Origin of the sequence: Poritiphilus flavus, from assembly GCF_009901585.1 — a bacterium.
GTDB classification, from domain to species: domain Bacteria; phylum Bacteroidota; class Bacteroidia; order Flavobacteriales; family Flavobacteriaceae; genus Poritiphilus; species Poritiphilus flavus.
In genome coordinates, this window is the sequence record NZ_WXYO01000001.1 from 37413 (window position 1) to 61048 (window position 23636).

Consider the following 23636-nt stretch of genomic DNA (forward strand, 5'->3'; position numbering starts at 1 on the left):
AATCTTTGAAGTTATTTAACACAAGGATATTAATTTTTAACCAACTGAAGGCCAGTATTCACAAATAATTAGGAAGTTCCTTTAAACTTTTTACCAGCCTATTCCCGTAAATTATTTTGATTATTTTTGTTCGGAAATAAGCTAAAAAGCGGTATGCAATACAAACGGATACTATTAAAACTCAGCGGAGAAGCCCTGATGGGAGAAAAGCAATACGGCATAGATCCTGGCAGGCTCGCCGAATATGCTGAGGAAATCAAGTCGGTGGTTGACAAAGGTGTGGAAGTGGCCATTGTAATCGGTGGAGGAAATATTTTCCGCGGTCTTGCAGGGGCCAGCGGAGGAATGGACAGGGTACAGGGAGACCATATGGGGATGCTCGCGACTGTGATCAACGGCCTGGCACTCCAAAGCGCTCTGGAAGATAAAGGCTTGGAAACCAGGCTGCAATCTGCCATAAAGATCAATGAAGTTGCAGAACCGTTTATCCGAAGAAGGGCAATGCGTCACCTGGAAAAAGGCCGGGTGGTAATCTTTGGTGGGGGCACAGGAAACCCTTACTTTACTACGGATTCAGCCGCGGTTTTAAGAGCCATAGAAGTAGAAGCTGATGTTATTCTTAAAGGTACGCGGGTTGACGGCATCTATACCAGTGATCCGGAAAAAGACAAAACCGCGACCAAATTCGATACCATATCCTTCAACGATGTCCTGAACCGGGGGCTTAAGGTCATGGATTCTACAGCCTTCACCCTTAGCCAGGAAAACGAACTTCCCATAGTTGTCTTTGACATGAATAAAAAGGGCAATCTGATGAAAATCGTTTCCGGTGAAAATATTGGCACAGTAGTGAATCTTTAGATTTGTTACAATTTGTGTTATATTGAACTAAATTAAACGGTATGAACGAAGAAGTTAAATTTATACTGGAAGCTACAGAGGAAAGTATGAATGGGGCCATCACGCACCTGGAAAAAGCCTTTGTCAAGATCAGAGCAGGGAAAGCGAGTCCGTCTATGCTTTCTACGGTCATGATCGATTATTACGGGTCTCAAACTCCCTTGTCTCAGGTGTCCAATATCAACACTCCGGATGCCCGGACCATTTCTGTTCAACCCTGGGAAAAATCCCTCATTCAGGAAATAGAAACGGCCATAATGAATGCCAACCTGGGATTCAATCCCATGAATAACGGGGAGATGGTGATCATCAATGTTCCTCCGCTAACCGAAGAAAGGCGTATCCAACTGGTAAAACAGGCCAAATCAGAGGCTGAGGATGCCAAGATCAGTGTTAGGAACGCAAGACAGGAAGCCAATAAAGAATTGAAGGATCTGGATATCTCGGAAGACCGGCATAAGAATGCGGAAATAGATGTTCAGGAATTAACCGATACCTATACTAAAAAAGTGGAGGCCTTACTCACCGTTAAGGAAGCGGAAATCATGAAGGTCTAAGCTAAGTTAGCCGGTATTGCTGTTACTCAGCCCGGAATTTACTCCTCAAGCTTGTACCAATCGACATTTTTCAAGTTTTCCCTTCGGCCTTTTTCTGTGGCCGGATAATTGGTTACGAGATAGTTTATAATAATCTCCTCATTTTCTCCCAGGTCCCATAAATTCTGGGTTTCCTGCATCCATCTTATGGTAGATGCCCAACTGTCGCGGTTCAGGCGGTTCTGAATGATGAGATCCGCCGAATGGCAACTGGTACAATTTACTATAGTCTCATTGAGACCTTCTGCAGCTATCAGGCCCGTTCTTTGGTGAATTCCATTCTCTACTCCATCCATGCTGTACTCTTGCTGTTCTACGGGTACCGCACTTTCTTCTTTAGGTTCACACTCAGACAAAATATATCCGCCTATCAGCGCCACCACCAAAACCACAGTACAGATCACGATCAGTATGCGGTATACGATCCTTTCTCTTCTCCAAAAGCGCTTGTGGTCTGTCATTGTTAAGTCACTTTAACGGCTATTCTATGGCAGGCATTGTTAAGATAGCCCTTGGGGTTCCAACCCGGTAGCACCATAGGTTGGGTAACGCCTTTATCATCGGTTGCCTTTGCCCATACTTCATAATACCCCTTTTTAGGGAAGTTTATGCTTGCGGAAAACTGTTGCCAGGCAAGTCGGTTTACCGGCTTTTCAAGCTTGCAAGACTGCCAGGAAGACCCAAAATCTATGGAATATTGCACTTTGGCGACCTCAGATTCACCTGCCCAGGCATGACCCCTAATACCGAGCTTTCTATCCTCAAGTATAGCACCAGACCTTGGGTAAGTTATCAGCGATTTAACAGGCATGGACTCGATAATACACATATCCTCGTCCTTGACCTTGGCGCCAGGTGCCACGGGATCACAGGGAACCCGATAAGAACTGCCGGTCATCTTCGCCCCGTCGTGAACCTTATTCCGAATGCTGATCCGCTCTACCCATTTTCCTGATGCGGATGCAGGCCAACCTCCGGCTACCATGCGGAGTGGATAACCGTGGACCTTCGGAATGTCATTCCCGTTCATTTTCAGTGCCAGCAGGGTTTCATCCTGCATCGCCTTGGCAATAGGCACACCCCGGGATATGGCATCCCTGTTCTGATCCCCGCTAAGATGCAGGTCTGCCGCGTAGTACGCCACATAGACGGCATCGGTTTTTATCCCGCAATCCTCGAGTACATCCCTAAGGCGAACACCTGTCCACTCAGCACAGGAGACCGCCCCTACCGTCCATTGATTGCCTTTTGCCGGAGGGTTGAATTCGCTACGTCCATTACCACCGCACTCCAATGTAAGCCGGTAGCTGTATTGTTTGAATTTTGTTTTTAGGTCGTCCAGGGAATAGACTTTCTTTTGTTGTGCAGATTCCCCGTCTATGGTCAGCGTCCAACTGTCTGCATCAAGTTCCTGCGGAATGAGCCCATTATTTCTTACGAACATAAATTTGGATGGAGTGACAGCATCGTCCAGCAAATGGGCTTTGGCCTCAATATTCCAGGGTCTTCTGTTCAAAACCGTCATTTCCTTGTCCTTACCAAAGAGCTTAAAAGGATCCTGGTCCTGAAGGAACAAGGGCAGGTAACCCTCAGGGATTCTGGCGGCAAAGACCACCTCTGCCATGCTCGTTCCAAGGGCTGCTAAGGCGGATCTTTCAATAAATATTCTTCTCTTCAAAATTCCCGTTTCTGATTTTCACCTAAAGTACGCAATTTTAATATGCTCGGAAACCGGGATGCACACAAAACAAGCTACAGCTATTTGCCATGGCTTAACTAGGAACACTGCAAGGCATTTTCTACCTTTGCCGCCGTTAACCGATAAGAATGGTAAAAAAGATTACAGATGGGTTTTGGCCCAAGGTTGCCGGGATTATTCTTCGCAACAGAATACTGATCCTCATCTGTGTCGCGCTAATGACCACCTTTCTCGCCTTTCAGTGGGAGCATATGCGTTTTTCCAATTCAGAGGCAAATCTCTTACCGGACGACCATCCTACCAACCTGGAATACAATGCCTTTTTAGAACTTTTTGGGGAAGAAGGAAACGCCGTAGTGTTGGCAATTCAGGACAGTAGTCTGTTCAGTCCGGCAAAATTCAACCGCTGGAACAGGCTGAGTAAGCAGCTGGAGGCATTTCCCGAGGTAGACCTGGTGCTATCCACCGAAAACCTCAAAAAACTGGTAAAAGACAATGAGAAGCAGGAGTTCGTTCTGGAACCTTTTATAACGGAAGCTCCACAGAGACGAGAAACTATTGACAGTCTAAAGCAAGAGCTTTTCAATAAGCTTCCCTTTTACGACAACCTGCTCTACAACAAAGAGACCCAAACCATCAGGACCATAGCTTACCTGGATAAGGAACTCGTAAATACTTCCGTTAGAAAAGATTTTATCCTTCAGGACCTGACCAACCTGGTAAATCAGTTTGAAGAGGAGACCAATCTGGATGTTCACATTTCCGGAATGCCGTATATCCGGACCAAGAATTCGCAGAATATCATTGACGAGATAGGGAAATTCATTCTCGCTGCCCTGGGGGTGACTTCCCTGATATTTTTCTTTTTCTTCCGGAGCATCCGAGCCACTTTTATCTCTATGTGCGTAGTGATCATAGGGGTTATGTGGGCCTTTGGGGTTCTGGGGCTGCTGCAATACGAAATAACCGTGCTTACGGCCTTAATACCTCCGTTGATCATTGTGATCGGGATCCCGAATTGCATCTTCCTGATCAACAAATATCAACAAGAAGTCAAGAAACACGGGAACCAAGCACTTTCGCTCCAGCGGGTAATTTCCAAGATCGGTAATGCCACTTTGATGACAAACGTGACCACTGCATCCGGGTTCGCGACCTTTATCATTACCGATAGCAAGCTATTGACGGAGTTTGGAATTGTAGCCTCGATCAACATCATCGGGATCTTTATTCTTTCCCTGCTGATCATCCCCATAGTTTACAGCTTTATGTCCCTCCCCAAGACCAAACATCTGAAGCACCTTAATAAACGGTGGATAGACGCTTTTGTCAACTGGATGGAACGGATTGTACGCGAGCGAAGGATCTCTGTCTATATCACTTCGGTTGCCCTGTTGGTGTTAAGCATTATTGGGATCTACCAGATTGAAATATCCGGGAGTCCCATTGAGGACATGCCCAAGAAAGCCGCGTTTTTCGAGGATATTCGCTTTTTTGAACGGGAATTTGACGGTATCATGCCCATTGAGATCGTGGTGGATACGGAGCGCAAGAACGGGGTGCTCAAACCGGCTACGCTTCGCAGAATGGATGAGCTCGGAACACTGATTGAGGAAACCCCGGAGCTTTCCCCTCCGATCTCCGTAGTGAATCTGGTAAAATACTCTAAACAGGCCTTCTACAACGGTATTCCGAAGTACTATCAGCTCCCCACATCCCAGGAAAATAGTTTTATTACCGATATCGCCCGAAAGTCAAAAGACAATGGTAATCTGCTAAAGAGCTTTGTGGATAGTACAGGACAGGTAGCCAGGATCACCGCCTATATGAAAGATACCAAAACAGACCGGATGGAAGAGATTGAAGAGGAACTTCTGGAAGGTATTTCCAAGATCTTTCCTTCGGATCGCTATAAGGTTTATATGACCGGGAAGGCACTGCTTTTTCTCAAGGGTACGAAATATTTGGTGAGAAATCTTATTCTCTCACTAACCCTGGCGATAGGCCTTATTGCCCTTTTTATGGCCTATTTGTTCCGTTCTTTCCGAATGATCGTTATTTCCCTCATCCCTAACCTGCTACCTCTACTCGTAACCGCCGGCGTGATGGGCTTTGTGGGTGTACCCATTAAGCCGTCTACAATCCTGGTCTTCAGCGTGGCTTTTGGTATTTCTGTGGATGATACTATTCATTTTCTGGCAAAATACAGACAGGAACTTACGGCCAACCACTGGCGGATACAGAAATCCGTCTACGCCGCGCTTCGGGAAACCGGGGTGAGTATGTTCTACACTTCCATAGTGTTGTTTTTTGGCTTTTCTGTCTTTATTATTTCCAATTTCGGTGGAACTGTGGCACTGGGGGCCCTGGTTTCCGCTACCTTGCTCTTTGCCATGCTGGCCAATCTTATTTTGTTACCTTCCCTGCTGCTATCCCTTGAGCGCAGTATTGCAAACAAAACCGTCCTTAAAAAACCACAGATCGATATTCTTCCCAAGGAGGAGCTCAACCTGGGGAGGAAAAAGAACTAACCTCCGATAAAGCTTACTATTATAGCCCAAAGTGCACTGGAATTTTTGACCAAAAAGTTATCTTTGCGGTTCAAATTCAGAAATGATCCGGGTATGATAGCCACTAGCATCAAAGAACTGTTTAAATCTGCCTCCTTACAACAGGAAGTGCAAATCAATGGTTGGGTAAGAACATTCAGAAGCAACAGGTTTATTGCTTTAAATGACGGTTCTACCCTGCGTACGATCCAATGTGTGCTTGATTTTGAAAACACGGATGAAAGTCTGTTAAGACAAATCACCACCGGAGCCGCCCTTAAGATCACGGGAACCCTGGTTGAAAGCCAGGGCAAGGGTCAGGATGTTGAAATTCAGATCAAGGATATTGAGGTGCATGGGACGGCGGATCCTGAGACCTATCCCATCCAGCCCAAAAAACACTCCATGGAGTTTTTGCGTGAACAGGCGCATCTTAGAGTAAGGACCAATACTTTTGGTGCGGTAATGCGGGTACGCTCGGCTTTGGCATTTGCCATTCACGACTATTTTCGGAAAAACGATTTCTTCTATTTCCATGCTCCCATAATTACGGGATCTGATGCAGAAGGTGCCGGAGAAATGTTCCGTGTAACCACCCTAAGCGATAAGCAACCTCCTCTGGATGAGCATGGTGCGGTGGATTACAAAGAGGATTTCTTTGGTAAAGAAACAAACCTGACGGTTTCCGGACAATTGGAAGCTGAGGCTTACGCCATGGGGCTTGGTAAGGTATATACTTTTGGCCCAACCTTTAGGGCAGAGAACTCCAACACTTCACGCCACCTGGCAGAATTCTGGATGATAGAACCGGAAATGGCTTTCTACGACCTGGACGCCAATATGGACCTGGCTGAAGATTTCATAAAAAGCGTACTGAAGTACATCCTGGAAAACTGTGAAGAAGACCTGGCTTTCCTGGAAAAGCGTTTGTTGGATGAAGAAAAGACCAGGCCGCAAGCCGAGCGCAGTGAAATGGCTTTGATAGAAAAACTCCGCTTTGTGGTAGACAACCATTTTAAAAGAGTGACTTATACTGAAGCCATAGATATTCTAAGGAACAGCAAACCCAACAAGAAGAAAAGGTTTGAGTATCTCATAGAAGAATGGGGTGCCGACCTGCAGAGTGAGCACGAGCGCTTTTTGGTTGAAAAGCACTTCAAGTGCCCTGTAATCCTTTTTGACTATCCCGCGAAGATCAAGGCCTTTTACATGCGTCTGAATGAGGACGGCAAAACGGTGAGGGCCATGGACATCCTCTTCCCGGGAATCGGAGAAATTGTCGGGGGTTCTCAAAGGGAAGAACGCCTGGATGTACTCAAGGAGAAAATAGACGAACTGGACATAGACGAAAAAGAACTCTGGTGGTACCTGGATCTCCGGAAATTCGGTACGGCGGTTCACAGCGGATTTGGATTGGGGTTTGAACGCCTCGTACAGTTTGCTACCGGAATGGGTAATATCCGGGATGTGATCCCCTTTCCAAGAACGCCTCAGAACGCCGAGTTTTAAATTGATTTTTTTAACTTTATAAAGGCCTTTGAAAGCTACCCCATATGCTTAAACAACACTTACAATTTAAACTCTCTCAGAAGCTTTCTCCTCAGCAAATCCAGCTGATGAAGTTAATACAGCTACCTACCCAGGCTTTTGAACAGCGTTTAAAACAAGAGTTGGAAGAAAATCCGGCGCTTGAGAGTGGCAAGGAGGATAGCAATTCGCTGGATGAGGATTACGGGGACAGCTATGAAGGCGAATCTGATAGCGAGACCATCAATTCAGAGGACATCAATATTGATGAATACCTAAGTGACGATGAGGTCCCCGACTACAGGACCAGGGCGAACAATTACAGCGCGGACGATGATGAAAAGAGCATCCCCTATGCCGCGGGTATTTCCTTTAACCAATATCTGATTAACCAGTTAAACACGGTTTACCTCAGCGACGAGGAATGGGCTATCGCAGAGTTTTTGGTGGGAAGTGTTGATGAAAGCGGGTATTTGAGACGACCCCTGAGCGACATCATGGACGATCTTGCCTTTACACAAAACGTCTATGTTGATGAACCCACCATTGAGAAGGTCTTAAAAGTGGTTCAGGACCTAGACCCTCCAGGGGTTGGGGCCAGGTCTTTGGACGAATGCCTGATCATCCAGCTGAAGCGAAAGGAACAGAACCCAAACGTTGAACTGGCTGTCAAAATACTGGAGAAGTCCTTTGAGCAATTCACCAAAAAACACTACAAAAAACTCATACAGAAGTACGACATTACGGAGTCTCAGTTAAAGGATGCGATTTCGGAGATTGAAAAGCTAAACCCAAAACCGGGGGGTTCCTATTCCGGGAGCAATAAGATCATAGAGCATATCGTCCCTGATTTCTCTATTAAGATCGTTGATGGGGAACTCGAATTGAGCCTCAATGGCAGAAATGCGCCGGAACTCCATGTTTCCAAGGAATACAGCAATATGCTGGCCGGGTACAAAGCGGCCAAAGACCGTTCAAAATCCCAGAAAGACGCGGTCCTTTTTATCAAGCAAAAGCTGGATGCCGCCAAATGGTTTATAGATGCCATTAAGCAACGTCAGCAAACCCTTTTCGTTACTATGAATGCCATCATGGAATATCAGCGGGAGTATTTCATGACCGGAGATGAGAGACAAATCCGCCCAATGATCCTCAAAGACATTGCCGATGCCATTGGTATGGATGTTTCTACGGTTTCCCGGGTGGCGAACAGCAAATATGTGGACACTCCTTACGGCACCAAACTGATCAAAGATTACTTTTCGGAGTCCATGAAAAATGTGCAGGGCGAAGACGTCTCGACCAAAGAGATCAAAAAGATCCTGGAAACAGTTATCAGGGATGAAGAAAAGAGAAAACCGCTTACTGATGATAAACTGGCCGCCCTGCTAAAAGAAAAGGGCTATCCCATAGCAAGGCGTACTGTCGCCAAATACCGGGAACAATTGGGAATCCCGGTGGCCCGGCTTAGAAAACAGATATAATGAGGCTGTTTCTGAAATTAATCTCTTACTTGTTTCACCCCCTTTTTATTCCCATTGCGGGTACGGTGACTTATTTCGTAGTTACACCCAAATACAGCCCTTTGGAATTGCAAAGCGGGAACATCCTGCCCATCTTCATCCTGACCGTAATTATTCCTATCATCAGTTTTTTGATCCTCAAAAACCTGGGAGTTATTCGGTCTATTTTCCTTCCGGACATCCGGGAACGGACCTACCCGCTGATCATCAGTATTCTGTTGCTGATCATGGTACTATTCAAGGTAATTCCCAACAATTATACCGCGGAACTCTATTTTTTCTTTGTAGGGCTCATAGCCGCGACTGCGGCCAGCCTTATACTGGTCTTCCTCAACTTTAAGATAAGCCTGCATCTGATGGGCATGGGAAGTTTGTTAATGTTTCTGATCAGTCTAAGCATCCACTTCGAGAAAAATATTACCATAGCCATAAGCCTGTGTACCCTGGCCACAGGATTAGTAGCTACTTCGAGACTATTCCTAAATGCTCACGGTAGAGCGGAAGTGCTGGTAGGCTTTCTGATCGGAGCGATCTCCCAGTTGCTCACGCTCAAATTCTGGCTGTAAAGTCTGTTTACTGCCGGCTCTCCTTATTTAGTATTCGCTTCAATGAGTTTCATCGGGAAGAGATCCTGGATCTGATCAATCCGTGCCCTTAGAAATTCCCTTCTTTCTTGAGGAGTCTGCGGATTGCGATACTCCGAGGACATTGCCGTGTAGGATTCTCCGAAGGTTTTCAAAGCTTCCCTGTCCCTCAAGGCGTTATAAGCCGCCACCAGCTCGTTCTGTACAGCTATGTAAACCCCATAACTGGATTCCCTGCCGGTATTCAGTGAAATAACGGCTTCCTGTGGGTTGTCTGAAGACTCCGGGCTTCTCAAACCCTGACAGTAGGAGCAATGGCCGTTTTCACCTTTAGACACCCCTCCATTGTCCAGAAATGCGATGGTCGTTAGCCTGAGATCTTCCAGGCCAATACGCACTTCATCTACCAACAGTTCATTTTGATTATTGATTGAGATTTCGAGGATATTCCTGTCGTTAATAGGTACTTCAGGGGTTTGCGCCTCTTTTCTAGGCAGTAGTCTGTCCAGACCTTCTTCGGTTTCAATAATGGTTGTAACCAGAAAAAAGATCAGTAATAAAAAGGCGATGTCCGCCACAGATCCGGATTGTACCGTCGGTGTTTGTCTTCTTCTTGCCATGATTTAATGTTTATGTTGAACTATTTGATTTCAATAAGTCACCAGGCGTGAAGTATGGGAAAGCGGGAAATGGGGTAGCCTGGATGCCAACCAGGCGGAAAAATAGTCGTAGATATTTCAACTAAACAGCATCAATTTTCATGCCACCTGTCAAAGGATGTAGAAGATGATCCCTATCCGCAAAGGAGTAAGGCCTACCTCCTGACCATCCAGGGCGGTAACACCATCGTCAAAGAGGTCGTTCAAGGCGTAGTAGGCGTGTATGTTGAAAGTATTGTACCCAAAATTCAGCATGAGTCCATACTGGAAATTTCGGGTATCGGTGTTATAAAAGGAGTCTTTTAAGGTATCTGAAACAAATTTCGATCGGCTTCCGACAATGTACCCTAACTTGATCCCGGCATACACCCTCCAAAATTTGTAATCAGCCGCTGTTGAATTCCGCCATCGAAACTCAATGGGCATTTCTATCAGATGGGTCTCAATCTTGTTACGCTTGAAAGGATTGTCATTATCATCCACAATAGCATATTCAAAACCGTCTGCGGTTTCTGAGGCTACCAAATTGGTGTAATAAGAATTAACCGCGTATCCAAGGCCAATACCCAGGCCAATGTTTCTCAGGGGACTAAGCGGTATGTCCTTGATAAAACCTCCCTGTAAGCCATAGGAAAGGTTTCTGAGGGAAACTCCATCAGGTTTCCCAAGGAGAAAGTTATAGGTGATCCCGACGTAAAACTGATCTTCCAGATATTCATTATCCAGGCTGTCTGACTGCTGGCTGTGTAGGCCATAGGAAAGTAGTAATGCGAGAAAAACGGTCAGACCTCTCATAGAAGGGTAAAATTAAAACAATAAACCCACGGATTCAATAAAAAGCGCCTCAAAGGAGTTTGAGGCGCTTAAACTATAATTTAAGTATGAAATACTGTTATTGCAAATTCATAAACGGGTCTCCCTCGTAAGTGGTATAGTTGACCTTCAATGCGTTTACTTTTCGCAATTCTTGTTTAATATCGGAGATTAATCCCATATTAGCCTGCTTATCCACCTTGAGAGCTGTAGTAAGTACGTTCTGCAATTCCTGGGGCTTCTTGGCCCGTTCCTGCAGGATGTAATCACCAACCTCTGATACATTCGCAAACTTGTCATTCAATTGAATTTTTGGTTCAGAACCAAAAACCTTTTGATACTCCCTGGTAGGTTTCCCAACATAGATGTAGAGTACCCTGTCCTTCTTCTCGAGTTTCTTAGTCTCGGAAGCATTGGGTAAGGTATTCTCAACCATGATAGAGCTGTCTTTCATGGTAGTAACCGTCATGAAAAAGAACAGCAGCATGAAAACAATATCAGGAAGTGAAGCAGTAGATACTGCCGGTAGGTCTCCGTCTTTCTTTTTATTGAACTTAGCCATAATTCCTTCCTGTTTAGTTACCAGTAGAAGTTTCTGCCTCAGACAATTTCTGAGGGAACAACTCCTGGACTCGTTTTACCTTATCTTTCAATTCGTCCCGAACTCCTGAAGGTGTTTCAGGATTGAGGAATTCCGCCTCCATTTCGGTAAAATCCCTTCCGAACAATCTCTGAGCCTCTCTATCCCTGAGTTCATTGTAAGCCCCTACCAGTTCATTCTGAACAGTAATGTAGGTCGCGTACTTCGTTTCCCGGTCGTTCTTAAGGGAAATGATCGCCTTATTCGGATTATCCGAAGATTCCGGATCCCTTTTACCCTTGCAATAGTTGCAGTATTCAGGGCTGCCAGACGGCGCACCGCCATTATCCAAAAAGGCTACAGCCTTCGCTTTCAGATTTTTCAGTTCCGTCAATTCTTCCTCAACCAGCAACTGACCGTTTTTATTGATATTAACGGTAAAGATGTTCTTTTGCTTGATAACCACGTTATCTTCCGGCGGTTCCATTGGCGGTAGCATCCTATCTAGACCTGCGTCTGTTTCAATAGTAGTGGTTACTAGGAAAAAGATCAGCAGTAAGAAAGCGATGTCTGCCATAGATCCGGCATTAACCTCTGGTGGTGCTCCTCTTCTCGGCATAATTCTAAATTTTTATTTACTGGACATTTTTTTGATACCACCCCATATCATTGACCCAACGGCAACGACAGTGAGTATAAAAAATACATTGAGTCCCATTCCGATTTTCTTCACGGTACTCTCGGTTGTTGCAACACCTCTGCTGGCCATTGCTTCAACAGTTCCATCAGCGCCATCGGAAAGTACATAAGCGATGGCAACCACTAACAGAAAACCTACGATGATAAACAAGGTTTTCTTAAGGCTTTTAGGGTTGGAGAATAAGTTCTTTAGTGTAAATAGAAGACTTACTACTACTGCGATCCCTAACAACAGATAGGTAATGATAAACATAAAGTTCATCGCTCCGCTCTGAACTGCTTCCCCTACGGGAACGTCTTTGCTGGGAAGTTGATACCACAAGATAGCAGACAGCACCCCTAATACAGCTAATACTATTTTAACAATTCTGTTCATAATGTTTTGTATTAGAGCGTCTTACTTATTTTTTGTGATCTACCAACATATCGATCAAAGTGATCGAAGAGTCTTCCATGTCATTTACGATACTATCAATTTTTGCAATGATGTAGTTGTAGAAAATTTGAAGTATGATCGCTGTGATCAGACCGAATACTGTTGTCAATAACGCTACCTGGATGTCTCCTGCGATAAGGGAGGCACTCAAGTTACCCACCGCGCTAATTTTCTGGAAGGCCTGGATCATACCGATTACCGTTCCCATGAAACCAAGCATGGGGGCAATTGCGATAAAGAGCGACAACCAGGAAACATTCTTTTCCAGTTGACCCATCTGAACCCCGCCATAAGCCACAACAGCTTTTTCTGCAGACTCAACACTTTCACCGGCACGGTCTAAACCTTGGTAATAAATGGAAGCAACGGGCCCTTTGGTGTTTCGGCAAACTTCCTTAGCGGCTTCTACGCCACCTGATGCAAGAGCGTCTTCAACTTGTTGCTTTAATTTACCACTGTTAGTGCTGGCCATATTAAGGTAAATGATTCTTTCGATCGCCACGGCCAAACCGAGGATCAAACAAAGGAGTACAATTCCCATGAAACCGGCACCACCTTGAATAAACTGTTCTTTTAATACTTGAGTAAAACCTTTCTCAGCTTCTACCGCAGCATCATCCTGAAGCATTACCACAGCTGAAGCCATCGTCGAAGATAGATTTGAAACTATTGCGTTCGCTTTTGCGCTTACCGTATTTGTACTTAATACAAATAGCCCAGCCATGGCCAGGATTGAGAATAATTTTTTCATTTCTTTCAAACTTAAATTTAGTTAGTTAATAGGGTTAAAGATAAAAAAAAAATACAATTAAAAAATTAAAACTTTTTAGCCCAGATATAGGAAACATAACGGTTTTCAAACGTTCCTCTATCTTTTGCCCAACCTAACCCAGCAAGCTTCCGAGAACTCCTTCTGATGTGTGTTCTTTAAAGAGTGGGCGGGATGAGTCTCATAAATCCCATAGGTTATGTCGGCAATTTGCTGATGCCTTTGCGACAAAGCAGAAATTCATTCGCTTCTGCTAAAGTATGTTGTATAATCGCCCGGGAAATCTCTAAGTTCCCTCAGGCCTTTGCAGAGAGGAAGGGATTCGAACCCTCGATACACTTTTGGTGTATACACACTTTCCAGGCGTGCGCCTTCGACCACTCGGCCACCTCTCTAAATTTACCCCATTTTCGGGTCGAGCAATAAACAAAAAAAAACTTATTTAATAAAATTTCACCCGTTAATTTTCGCTCATTTCCCCCCTCAATGGAGTTTCAAACAAAGCCTTAAATGAGCGGGGCGGAGTACCATTCCCCAGAAGATACATTAGCTTGGCAAGAGCAGCTTCCGTAGTGATGTCCTTCCCGCTTATCATTTTCATTTCAAGCAGTGCTTTGCTGGTTTCGTATTGGCCCATAATTACGCTTCCGCCGGTGCATTGGGTGACATTGACAATGTACAGACCTTTGGCAATTGCATCTTTCAGATCCTGGAGCAGCCAGCTCTGCGTGGGGGCGTTACCGGCTCCGTAGGTCTCCAGTATGACGGCTTTTAAACCGGGACTGTTAAGCACAGCCTGAACCAACTCGCGGCCAATACCCGGAAACAACCTCAGCACGGCGATGGCTGAATCCATCTCTTTTTGAACCTTGAGTTTTCTCCTACCTTCTCTTCTGAGCAAATATTCCTTGTGTACTTTAAGATAAACACCGGATTCTGCCAGCGCAGGATAATTCAGCGAGGCAAATGCCTGAAAGTGTTCCGCATTGAGCTTGGTAGTGCGGTTAGCCCTATACAGCTTATATTCAAAATAGAGACCCACCTCCCGGACAACCGGTCCGCCACGTTCTTTTAAAGCGGCTATCTGTATGGACGTGATCAGGTTCTCTTTTGCATCGGTACGCAGGTCACCTATCGGTAATTGAGAACCGGTAAAGATCACAGGTTTCGCCAGGTCTTCCAGCATAAAACTCAAAGCGGAAGCCGAATAGCTCATGGTATCACTACCGTGCAGTACAACAAAGCCGTCATAAGAATCGTAATGCTTTTCTATGATCCCGGCCATAGACCTCCAATGGCGAACATCCATATTGGACGAATCTATGGGCTTCTTAAAAGAAACGCTGTCTATACGACAACCCAGTTGTCCCAATTCGGGAATGCTCTTGACCACCTTGCTGAAATCAAAGGCCTTCAGGGAGCCGGAATCGTAGTCCTTGATCATTCCAATGGTACCCCCGGTATAGATCAGGAGGATATTGGTCTTGTCTTTCATTGTCTTAGTTCGGTTGTTTTGTGATAGCTAAGGTGCAAATTATTTCGCTATATACTTAAACCCCAAAAACTTCTCTGGAATTTGCTGTGGTAATCTCTGCAATACGGTTTTTGTCCATTTCGTATATCTCTGATAATTTTTCTAAAACCCGGAGCAGGTAAGCGCTTTCGTTCCGCTTACCGCGATATGGGACAGGAGCCAGATAAGGCGAATCTGTTTCCAGAACAATATGTTGCAGTTCTATGTTTTTCAGGAAAGTGTCTATCTTGCCGTTTTTGAAAGTTACCACCCCGCCGATTCCCAATTTCATCCCAAAGCCGATGGCGCGCCTTGCCTGTTCCTCATTACCCGTAAAGCAATGAAAAATCCCGTAAAGATCCGGACCCCTTTCACCTTCCAGCACTTCAAAGATCTCGTCAAAGGAATCCCGGCAGTGTATAACGATGGGCAGGCCGTGTTTTTTGGCAAGTCGGATCTGATATTGGAAAGCCTGCTGCTGTTGTTTTAGAAAGGTTTTGTCCCAGTAAAGGTCTATGCCTATTTCGCCTACCGCGTAAAAAGTTCGCTCATTCAGCAATTTTTCAACCAATTGCAGCTCTTCTTTATAATTCTCCTTTACACTGGTAGGATGCAGGCCCATCATCAGGTAAATATTGTCAGGGTAGGCTTTTTCCAGGGCAAACATGGCTTCCGTATAAGAGGAATCAATGGCCGGAACAAAAAACCGCTCAATACCGGATGAGATCGCCTCCCGGATTACCTTATCCCTGTCTTCATCAAAAGCTTCACTATACAAATGGGTATGTGTGTCTGTCAAAATCATCCCGACAAAAATAGAATTATCTTTGTCAAAAAAGAACCTATGGCCAGCTTGAAAAAATTCCTTGAGACGAAAAACTACCACTGGGTTCCGCTGGTGCTTACCGCAACCAACCACCTGGAAGTGACTGCAAAGATCAATGGCATCACGGGCCGCTTTATCCTGGACACTGGAGCCTCAAATACCTGTGTAGGCTTAGACAAAATCGCATTCTTTGGATTGGCTTCGGAAGAAACCAAAATTAAGGCCGCGGGGGCCGGCGCCACCGAAATGGAGACCATGATTTCTCCCAAAAACAGTCTCGAGATCGGGGAGTGGAAAAAGAAGAAACTGAAGATCGTCCTTTTTGACCTGGTTCATGTTAATGACGCTCTAAGCGCCCATCAGGCACTACCCGTAGACGGGATCATCGGGGCTGATATCCTAAAAAAATCCCGGGCCGTCATTGACTATGACAAAAAGCGGCTTTATCTCAGAAAATAGGATTTAGGCCTCTAAAGTTCCAGGGCCTTCTGCACATTACCTTCCATGAGCAATTCTTCCGGACTTTCGAGCGCTTCTTTCACCGCAACCAGAAATCCTACCGATTCTTTGCCGTCAATTATACGGTGATCATAGGAAAGGGCGACAAACATCACCGGGGCAATAACGATCTGTCCATCCTTTACAACAGCACGTTCTACGATATTGTGCATCCCTAAAATCCCGCTTTGCGGAGGATTGATGATAGGGGTGGATAGCATAGAACCAAAGACCCCGCCATTTGAAATGGTAAAGGTACCTCCTGTCATTTCATCAACCGTGATCTGCCCATCCCTTGCACGTATGGCCAGGCGTTTTACCTCGGCTTCGACCCCCCTGAAGGTAAGGTTCTCCGCATTGCGTATTACCGGAACCATCAGTCCTTTGGGTCCGGAAACCGCGATACTAATATCACAGAAATCATAGCTGATCATTTCCTTGCCGTCTATCATGGAATTCACCGCGGGATACATCTGCAGGGCGCGAATAACAGCTTTGGTAAAGAAAGACATAAAGCCAAGACTCACCCCATGCTTTTCTTTAAAGGTCTCTTTGTATTGCTTCCGCAATTCAAAGATAGGCCCCATATCTACCTCGTTGAAGGTTGTGAGCATGGCAGTTTCGTTCTTTGCCGATACCAGGCGCTCTGCCACCTTACGACGCAGCATAGAAAGCTTGGTCCTGGTCTCTCCCCTGCTACCTCCGGTTGGGCTTCCCATAGAAGGCACGGCGTTTATAGCATCTTCCTTTGTGATCCGTCCATCTCTTCCTGTCCCATTTACGGAAACGGCATCTATACCTTTTTCATCCAGGATCTTCCTGGCGGCCGGAGAAGGGGTCCCTGAAGCATAGGTTTCCTTCTTAGCTTCCGGCTGAGCGACAGCCACGGGCTGGGCGGCTTTCTGTTCTTCCTTGGCGGTGGCTTTTTCTTCAGCAGGTTTTTCCTCGGCTACCGCAGCTCCTTCCGGCTTAGCCGCACTGGTATCAATAAGGCATACTACAGCACCCACCTCAACGGCATCGCCCACTTCAGCTTTCAGGGTGATGGTACCGCTTTCTTCTGCCGGGAGTTCAAGGGTGGCTTTATCCGAATCTACCTCGGCTATGGCCTGGTCCTTTTCAACATAGTCTCCATCACTCACGAGCCATTCGGCTATTTCAACTTCAGTTATGGACTCCCCGGGGGAGGGAACTTTCATTTCTAAGATCATTTGAACTTATTTTGATTTACTTTTTCTTGTTTTTATACGGGTCATGTTGTCTTTACTCTTGTCAAAGACATAGTCTATGACCTGTTGATGCCGCATTTTGGAACGCACGGCGCTACCAGCCGAAGGAGAAGCGTAAAACCTCCTGGAGGCTACCCTGAATTTGCCCGCCTGGTCAAAATGCATCATCAGATGGCTCCAGGCACCCATATTTCGGGGTTCTTCCTGCGCCCAGACCAGGTCATCCGCATTTTTGTATTTGGCTATGACCTCTTTCATCCGGTCTGTCGGCAAAGGGAATAGCTGCTCGATCCGCACCAGGGCCACATCCTCTCTTTTCAGATCTTCTCTGGCCGCAAGCAGATCGTAATAAAACTTCCCGGTACAGAATACCAGAGTTTTTACCTTGGCAGCCTTTGCTTCCGCATCGTCTATCACCTCCTGGAAACTACCGGATACCAACTCATCAACGGTTGAAACAGCACGGGGATGACGCAACAGGCTCTTAGGTGTAAAAACTATGAGTGGTTTTCTGAAATTCACCAGCATCTGTCTTCTAAGGAGGTGGAACATATTGGCCGGTGTAGTACAGTCTGCAACATACATATTATCACGGGCGCAAAGTTGTAAATAGCGCTCCATCCTGGCAGAAGAATGCTCAGCACCCTGGCCTTCATAACCGTGTGGCAACAGCATTACGAGCCCGTTTTGTAACTTCCATTTATCCTCAGCAGCCGAGATGTACTGGTCTATCATGATCTGGGCCCCATTGCTAAAATCACCAAATTGAGCCTCCCAAATGGTCAGTGTATTCGGACTGGCCATGGCGTAGCCGTAATCAAAACCCACTACTCCGTATTCGGACAGTAGCGAGTTGTAGATCTGGAACCTTCCCTGCTTATCAGAAATGCTGTTCAACAGCATGATCTCTTCTTCGCTTTCTTCCACTTTCATCACCGCATGACGATGCGAAAATGTACCTCTTTCCACATCCTGTCCGGAGATACGCACTCCAAATCCTTCTTCCAGAAGCGTTCCATAGGCCAGTAATTCTCCCATGGCCCAATCCAGCTTATCTGTTTCGAAGAACATCTTCTTTCGGTCCCCGACCAGGCGTTCTACTTTTCTCAGGAATTTCTTGCCTTCAGGCAATTCAGTAATCGCCTTGGCGATCGCGGTGAGTTTTTTGAGGTCATAGCTGGTGTCTACCGGCTCCATCATCTCCCATTCCCGAACATTCATAAATCCTTTCCACTCGTCGGCCATGAATGGGGTGATCTCTGTTTTATCTTCTTTCCTTGAATCTTCCAGTTCCTCTTCCAGTGTAGATTTATAATCGGCTTCCAGCTTTTTCACGTAGGATTCATCAATGATCCCTTCAGACATTAAGCGATCCGCATAGATCTCACGTGGATTTTTATGTTTCGCGATAGCCTTGTAGAGTTTGGGCTGGGTAAAGCGCGGTTCGTCCCCTTCGTTATGTCCGTATTTACGATATCCGAGTAGATCGAGGAACACATCCCTATTGAAACGCATTCGGTATTCCAGCGCAAACAGGGAGGCGTGAACTACGGCTTCCGCATCATCAGCATTGATATGCAAAACCGGAGACAGGGTTACCTTTCCCACATCAGTACAATAGGTAGAGGACCTTCCGTCCAGGTAATTCGTGGTAAAACCGATCTGATTGTTGACCACGATATGAATGGTACCATGAGTCTTGTAACCGTCCAAAGAGGCCATCTGCACTACCTCATAAGCCAGTCCCTGACCGGCAATGGCGGCGTCTCCGTGAACTACTATAGGTAATACTTTTGAAAAATCGTCCGGGTAATGCGTATCCTGCTTGGCCCTGGTGATCCCTTCAACTACCGCACCAACCGTTTCCAGATGGGAGGGGTTGGGTGCTATGTTCATGTTGATGGCATTTCCACCATCCGCCTTTCGCAGGGAAGTCCAACCCAAATGGTATTTGACATCCCCGTCAAAGATCTCCTGTTCATAGTCCTTACCGTCAAATTCACTAAAGATATCCTTGGCGGATTTGCCAAAGATATTGGTCAGCACATTGAGCCTTCCCCGGTGCGCCATTCCCATCACAAACTGCTTAACACCCAGTTCTGCGGCTCTTTCCACTATAGCATCCAGGGCAGGGATCAGGGATTCGTTTCCCTCTAAAGAGAAGCGCTTTTGGCCCACGTATTTCGTATGTAAAAAAGCCTCAAAGGAAACCGCCTGATTCAGTTTTTTAAGAATATGCTTTTTTCTTTGCTCATTAAAATCCGGATGGTTGTCATTGACATTCAGCCAATCCTGGATCCACTGCACGCGTTCCGGGCTTCGGATATACATATACTCCACCCCTATGGCATCGCAATAAATTCGCTGCAGGTGATTGACGATCTCACGCAGGGTTTTTTTCCCAATCCCGATAATCTCCCCGGCGCTGAATTCCGTTTCCATATCTGCCTGGGATAAGCCAAAATTCTCTATATCAAGGGTTGGAGCGTACTTTCGGCGTTCCCTTACCGGATTGGTTTTGGTAAACAAATGACCCCTGCTGCGATAACCATCGATCAGGCGTACAACCTGAAATTCCTTTTGCAGAGATTCCGGGATAGCTATTTCCTGACCGTTCGTTGTGACCAGGTGCCCGTTCTGAGCCTGAAGTCCCACTTCGTCCATGGCGCTTTCCGTGCCAAAATCAAACCCCTGAAAAAAAGCTCGCCAACTGGGTTCTACACTATCAGGGTTAACGAGATATTTGTCGTAGAGTTCGGCAAAAAAAGAAGTGTGCGCCGTATTTAAGAAGGAGTATTTATCCATGGATAATCTGTCGATCTATATGAGAATAACTTATCAAAAATACAACTTTTAAAGCTTATTAAGCCTATCTTAGAACCTATTATTCACAAAATTGAATGCTTCATGATCCGCTTAAGGCCCCTGTCAATTAAAAAGTATATTTTACCTTTTGTAATCCTGCTATTTGGAGGCATTTGTTATTCCCAGGTTTCCTATTCCGATGGTAATTTCTGGTCTAAGGTGCGCTATGGCGGTGGCCTTGGTCTGGGGTTTGGGAATAACAGCTTTAACGCAGCCATATCTCCCAGTGCCATTTACCAGGCCAACCCCTATTTCGCTATAGGAACGGGTTTGAGTTTTAACTACTCTAAATTTCGCGACTCCAGATTGACCGCTTATGGTGGAAGTCTGATCTCCCTGGTCAATCCGATCAGGGAACTGCAACTGTCTGCAGAGTTTGAGCAACTCAGGGTAAATCAGCGCCTTGAACTGGATGGTAGTCCGGACCTGGAAGATAACTACTGGCTCCCTGCCCTGTATCTCGGGATTGGTTACAGCAATCAAAATGTTACCGTGGGCATACGTTACGATGTGCTCTTCGATGAAGGAAGGAGTATTTATGCGGATCCATGGGCTCCTTTTGTGCGCGTATTTTTTTAGGGGATCAGCTGTATTTCCGCTTTAGCAATACCTTTTGCCATTCCCTTTTAAGGATGAGGAAAGCAATTTCCCGTGAAAGCTCTACTGCATCGGTTATAGGGATATCCTTAAAATTCCTTTCGGGAACGTCTACCACATAAAGCAGGTTGAGATAGTCTGAGAACCGCTCCATGAGCAGGACGTAGATCTTCTCTTGCAGCAGGGAAATCAGTGCTGCCGGTTTTAATTTTTCCGGATATTCTACATTTGAAAGCGAGGTGCTAATGTTTGCCAGTTCAAAATCCTTTCGCAACTGCCATACCAGCTCGCGGTAAAGCCCTTCAGAAATTGAAGCGGACAAAAGTTCTGTACTGTTGCGATACCCTGTTTCCATACCTCAAATACGAAATGAGGCTTACTTTAGTTTATCTTATTTGTAGATCTTCCCCTCTTTCATCACAAAATCTACCTGTTGAAGTAACTCCACATTCTTTAGAGGATCTCCTTCTACTGCCACAATATCAGCGATATATCCGGCCTTAAGTTGCCCCAGTTCATCTCCCATGCCAAGCAGATCAGCATTCGTGACCGTTGCCGCCTGCAGTGCCTCCATGATGGGCATTCCGGCTTCTGTCATATAGACAAATTCGGCCGCATTTTCCCCATGTGGGAATACCCCGGCATCCGTACCAAATGCAATAGGAACACCCCGCTTGTAAGCCCGGGCGAAAGTATCCTGGATAAGTGGACCGATTTCCCTGGCTTTCTGAGCGACTACATCCGGAAAATACCCCTTGACCTCAGCTTTTTCGGCCACCTTCTTTCCGGCGGTTATGGTTGGAACCATATAGGCATTGTACTCTTTCATCAACTCCATGGTTTCTTCACTCATAAAACTGCCGTGCTCTATGGTTTTAATACCTCCTTTGACCGCGCGTTGCATACCTTCATCCCCATGGGCATGGGCGGCGGTGAGCATGCCATAATCGGCAGCTATTTCTGTGATAGCCTTGATCTCCGGGATGGTGAATTGCGGATTCCTTCCGCTTTTTGCCACACTTAGCACTCCTCCGGTAGCGGTGATCTTGATGACATCCGCACCGTCTTTGTATCGCTGGCGAACCGCCTTTTTACCATCCTCAGGAGAATTTACGACGCCTTCCCTGGGACCCGGGTCTCCCATCAATTCTTTTTTTCTTCCATTGGTCGGATCCGCATGCCCCCCTGTTGTTGCTATGGCCTTGCCGGCGGTAAAGATCCTAGGGCCTTCTACCAGTCCTTTGCTTATGGCCTTTCGCAGGGCGATATTTACCCCTGTTCCTCCCAGATCCCTTACCGTGGTGAAACCCGCCATCAGGGTTCTTCTGGCGTATACTGAAGACTCAAAGGCAATATCTGCCTCGTTCATGGTGAAGCGATTAATATAGGCCTTCGGACTTGATTGACTTTCTATATGTACGTGCATATCAATAAAGCCGGGTAATACTGTCTTGCTTCTTAGATCTACGACCTTATCTTTGGAAGCACCAGATACGTAGCCATTTTCTATACGACTTATTTTCTCACCGGAGACCACAATGGTCTTTTCTTTCAAGATCTTTCCACTGCCGGTATCTACCAGGCGTCCACATTGCAAATAGGTATCCTGCGCCATGGTCTTTCCGGAAAATGCAAGGGTCAGGGCTAAAACTAGGTACTTCATTGTCTCAAATTTTATGATTATTCTCTGATTTTCTGCTCCCATTCCCAGGCAGACCTCATCGCTTCATCCAGACTGGATTCCGCCTTCCATCCCAGTACTTCATTCGCCTTGGTGGTATCCGCATAGGCCTGTATCACATCGCCCGCTCTTCTCCCTACGATATCGTATTTGAGTTTTTTGTTGGAGACCCTTTCAAAACTGGCTATAACCTCGAGAACGGAACTCCCCTTACCGGTCCCAACGTTGTACACCTCGTAGTTCTCGGTATTCTTGCCGTCGATCAACCTTTGCAAGGCGACAACGTGAGCATTGGCCAGATCCACCACATGGATATAATCCCGAATACAGGTACCATCTTCCGTGGGATAATCATCGCCAAAGACCGAAAGCTTTTCGCGGATCCCGGCAGCCGTTTGCGTAATAAAAGGGACCAGATTTTGCGGAACACCAATGGGCAATTCTCCGATCTCCGCACTTGGATGTGCTCCAATCGGATTGAAGTATCTCAGCGAAATGGCATTCAGGTTGCTATTTACTTTACAGGTATCGGAAATGATCTCCTCCCCGATTTGTTTGGTATTCCCGTAAGGTGATTCCGCTGTCTTCACCGGAGCACTTTCGGTAATGGGAAGCTCATCCGCCTGACCGTAGACCGTACAGGAAGAACTGAAAATAAAGTTAGCTGATTCCTTTGCTGTGAGTTCTTTTAGCAGATAAACCAGGGTATTGATATTGTTCTCGTAATATAGCAGAGGTTTTTCCACACTTTCGCCTACCGCTTTGGAGGCTGCAAAATGGATTGCCCCCTGAAGATCGGCGTGTCTTTCAAAAAAATCCCGTACGGACTCCTGCTGCTTCAGATCTATTTTTTCGAATACCGGTCTTTTGCCTGTTATGGCGGTTATCCCGTCCAGCACATTTTCGGAAGAATTGGAACAATCGTCAATAATGACAACTTCAAAACCCCTGTTTTGTAATGCAACCACAGTATGCGAACCGATAAAACCGAGTCCGCCCGTCACTAATATTTTCATGAGATAAATGCGTTAGGGTGAGGGATTGGTGTTTGGTTATTCATTCGTGTTTTACTACTTCTGATCAGAAATCCGGG

Annotated in this window: 23 protein-coding genes and 1 tRNA gene; 8 read left to right on the top strand and 16 right to left on the bottom strand. The window is 45.9% G+C overall.

All coding sequences use genetic code 11. The features are described 5' to 3' along the window. Positions 1-153 precede the first annotated feature (153 nt). Together pyrH and frr are read left to right on the top strand one after the other, a co-directional pair. Positions 154-861, top strand: a complete 708-nt coding sequence (gene pyrH / locus GTQ38_RS00140) for a UMP kinase (RefSeq protein WP_161433207.1) — start codon at positions 154-156, stop codon at positions 859-861. 41 nt (positions 862-902) lie between these two features. Continuing rightward, positions 903-1457 carry a ribosome recycling factor gene (frr, locus tag GTQ38_RS00145; protein ID WP_161433208.1) on the top strand — a complete coding sequence of 185 codons (555 nt, stop codon included), beginning with the start codon at positions 903-905 and terminating at the stop codon, positions 1455-1457. 38 nt (positions 1458-1495) lie between these two features. Here frr and GTQ38_RS00150 read toward each other — a convergent pair whose 3' ends face one another. Beyond that, positions 1496-1957 (bottom strand): monoheme cytochrome C, encoded by a 462-nt coding sequence (locus GTQ38_RS00150; protein ID WP_161433209.1) that lies wholly within the window; start codon positions 1955-1957, stop codon positions 1496-1498. 2 nt (positions 1958-1959) lie between these two features. Continuing rightward, the gene (locus GTQ38_RS00155; protein WP_161433210.1) at positions 1960-3174 is read right to left on the bottom strand and encodes a sulfite oxidase; all 1215 of its coding nucleotides are present in this window, start codon (positions 3172-3174) and stop codon (positions 1960-1962) included. 149 nt (positions 3175-3323) lie between these two features. Here GTQ38_RS00155 and GTQ38_RS00160 point away from each other — a divergent pair, with 149 nt between their 5' ends. The 4 genes from GTQ38_RS00160 to GTQ38_RS00175 all read left to right on the top strand — a co-directional run bounded on the left by GTQ38_RS00160 (position 3324) and on the right by GTQ38_RS00175 (position 9360). Further along, entirely contained in the window at positions 3324-5726 is a 2403-nt protein-coding gene (locus tag GTQ38_RS00160) for an efflux RND transporter permease subunit (protein ID WP_161433211.1), read from the top strand. Between the two features lie 93 nt (positions 5727-5819). Further along, entirely contained in the window at positions 5820-7253 is a 1434-nt protein-coding gene (asnS, locus tag GTQ38_RS00165; RefSeq protein ID WP_161433212.1) for an asparagine--tRNA ligase, read from the top strand. A gap of 44 nt (positions 7254-7297) precedes the next feature. Beyond that, the gene (gene rpoN, locus GTQ38_RS00170; protein ID WP_161433213.1) at positions 7298-8755 is read left to right on the top strand and encodes an RNA polymerase factor sigma-54; all 1458 of its coding nucleotides are present in this window, start codon (positions 7298-7300) and stop codon (positions 8753-8755) included. Then, entirely contained in the window at positions 8755-9360 is a 606-nt protein-coding gene (locus GTQ38_RS00175; RefSeq protein ID WP_161433214.1) for a hypothetical protein, read from the top strand. The genes rpoN and GTQ38_RS00175 overlap by 1 nt, the downstream gene beginning before the upstream one ends. A gap of 23 nt (positions 9361-9383) precedes the next feature. Here GTQ38_RS00175 and GTQ38_RS00180 read toward each other — a convergent pair whose 3' ends face one another. The 9 genes from GTQ38_RS00180 to GTQ38_RS00220 all read right to left on the bottom strand — a co-directional run bounded on the left by GTQ38_RS00180 (position 9384) and on the right by GTQ38_RS00220 (position 15652). Then, on the bottom strand, positions 9384-9998 hold the full coding sequence (locus GTQ38_RS00180) for an ExbD/TolR family protein (protein WP_161433215.1): 615 nt from the start codon (positions 9996-9998) through the stop codon (positions 9384-9386). Positions 9999-10148: 150 nt separating this feature from the next. Then, positions 10149-10832 (bottom strand): porin family protein, encoded by a 684-nt coding sequence (locus tag GTQ38_RS00185; protein WP_161433216.1) that lies wholly within the window; start codon positions 10830-10832, stop codon positions 10149-10151. A 97-nt stretch (positions 10833-10929) separates the two neighbouring features. Next, positions 10930-11412: an ExbD/TolR family protein gene (locus GTQ38_RS00190; protein WP_161433217.1), complete on the bottom strand. Its 483-nt coding sequence runs from the start codon at positions 11410-11412 to the stop codon at positions 10930-10932. 13 nt (positions 11413-11425) lie between these two features. After that, the gene (locus GTQ38_RS00195) at positions 11426-12049 is read right to left on the bottom strand and encodes an ExbD/TolR family protein (protein WP_161433218.1); all 624 of its coding nucleotides are present in this window, start codon (positions 12047-12049) and stop codon (positions 11426-11428) included. A gap of 12 nt (positions 12050-12061) precedes the next feature. Next, the gene (locus GTQ38_RS00200; protein ID WP_161433219.1) at positions 12062-12505 is read right to left on the bottom strand and encodes a hypothetical protein; all 444 of its coding nucleotides are present in this window, start codon (positions 12503-12505) and stop codon (positions 12062-12064) included. A 25-nt stretch (positions 12506-12530) separates the two neighbouring features. After that, positions 12531-13316: a MotA/TolQ/ExbB proton channel family protein gene (locus tag GTQ38_RS00205; RefSeq protein WP_161433220.1), complete on the bottom strand. Its 786-nt coding sequence runs from the start codon at positions 13314-13316 to the stop codon at positions 12531-12533. Positions 13317-13641: 325 nt separating this feature from the next. Continuing rightward, positions 13642-13729 (bottom strand) — tRNA-Ser (locus GTQ38_RS00210). Positions 13730-13794: 65 nt separating this feature from the next. Further along, entirely contained in the window at positions 13795-14829 is a 1035-nt protein-coding gene (locus GTQ38_RS00215) for an asparaginase (RefSeq protein WP_161433221.1), read from the bottom strand. Positions 14830-14884: 55 nt separating this feature from the next. Then, positions 14885-15652, bottom strand: coding sequence for a TatD family hydrolase (locus GTQ38_RS00220; RefSeq protein ID WP_161433222.1), 768 nt, complete (start codon positions 15650-15652; stop codon positions 14885-14887). A 39-nt stretch (positions 15653-15691) separates the two neighbouring features. On the opposite strand from GTQ38_RS00220, the gene GTQ38_RS00225 reads away from it, so the two are divergent. Further along, a complete protein-coding gene (locus GTQ38_RS00225; protein WP_161433223.1) occupies positions 15692-16132 on the top strand; it encodes a retropepsin-like aspartic protease family protein in 441 nt (146 codons plus the stop codon). A gap of 11 nt (positions 16133-16143) precedes the next feature. On the opposite strand, the gene odhB is transcribed toward GTQ38_RS00225, so the two are convergent. Both odhB and GTQ38_RS00235 read right to left on the bottom strand, forming a co-directional pair. Continuing rightward, positions 16144-17382 (bottom strand): 2-oxoglutarate dehydrogenase complex dihydrolipoyllysine-residue succinyltransferase, encoded by a 1239-nt coding sequence (odhB, locus tag GTQ38_RS00230; RefSeq protein WP_161433224.1) that lies wholly within the window; start codon positions 17380-17382, stop codon positions 16144-16146. A 6-nt stretch (positions 17383-17388) separates the two neighbouring features. After that, complete coding sequence (locus tag GTQ38_RS00235) at positions 17389-20205, bottom strand: 2-oxoglutarate dehydrogenase E1 component (RefSeq protein WP_161433225.1); 2817 nt, start codon at positions 20203-20205, stop codon at positions 17389-17391. A 102-nt stretch (positions 20206-20307) separates the two neighbouring features. Between GTQ38_RS00235 and GTQ38_RS00240 the strand changes: the two genes are divergently transcribed. Next, a complete protein-coding gene (locus GTQ38_RS00240) occupies positions 20308-20844 on the top strand; it encodes an alpha-ketoglutarate decarboxylase (RefSeq protein WP_238857722.1) in 537 nt (178 codons plus the stop codon). A gap of 4 nt (positions 20845-20848) precedes the next feature. Here GTQ38_RS00240 and GTQ38_RS00245 read toward each other — a convergent pair whose 3' ends face one another. Genes GTQ38_RS00245 through galE form a run of 3 tightly spaced genes read right to left on the bottom strand, consistent with a single transcriptional unit; the run spans position 20849 to position 23559 of the window. Further along, a complete protein-coding gene (locus GTQ38_RS00245; RefSeq protein ID WP_161433226.1) occupies positions 20849-21217 on the bottom strand; it encodes a hypothetical protein in 369 nt (122 codons plus the stop codon). A 36-nt stretch (positions 21218-21253) separates the two neighbouring features. Continuing rightward, complete coding sequence (locus tag GTQ38_RS00250; RefSeq protein WP_161433227.1) at positions 21254-22525, bottom strand: metal-dependent hydrolase family protein; 1272 nt, start codon at positions 22523-22525, stop codon at positions 21254-21256. Positions 22526-22542: 17 nt separating this feature from the next. Further along, the gene (galE, locus tag GTQ38_RS00255) at positions 22543-23559 is read right to left on the bottom strand and encodes a UDP-glucose 4-epimerase GalE (protein ID WP_161433228.1); all 1017 of its coding nucleotides are present in this window, start codon (positions 23557-23559) and stop codon (positions 22543-22545) included. Between the last annotated feature and the right edge of the window lie 77 nt (positions 23560-23636).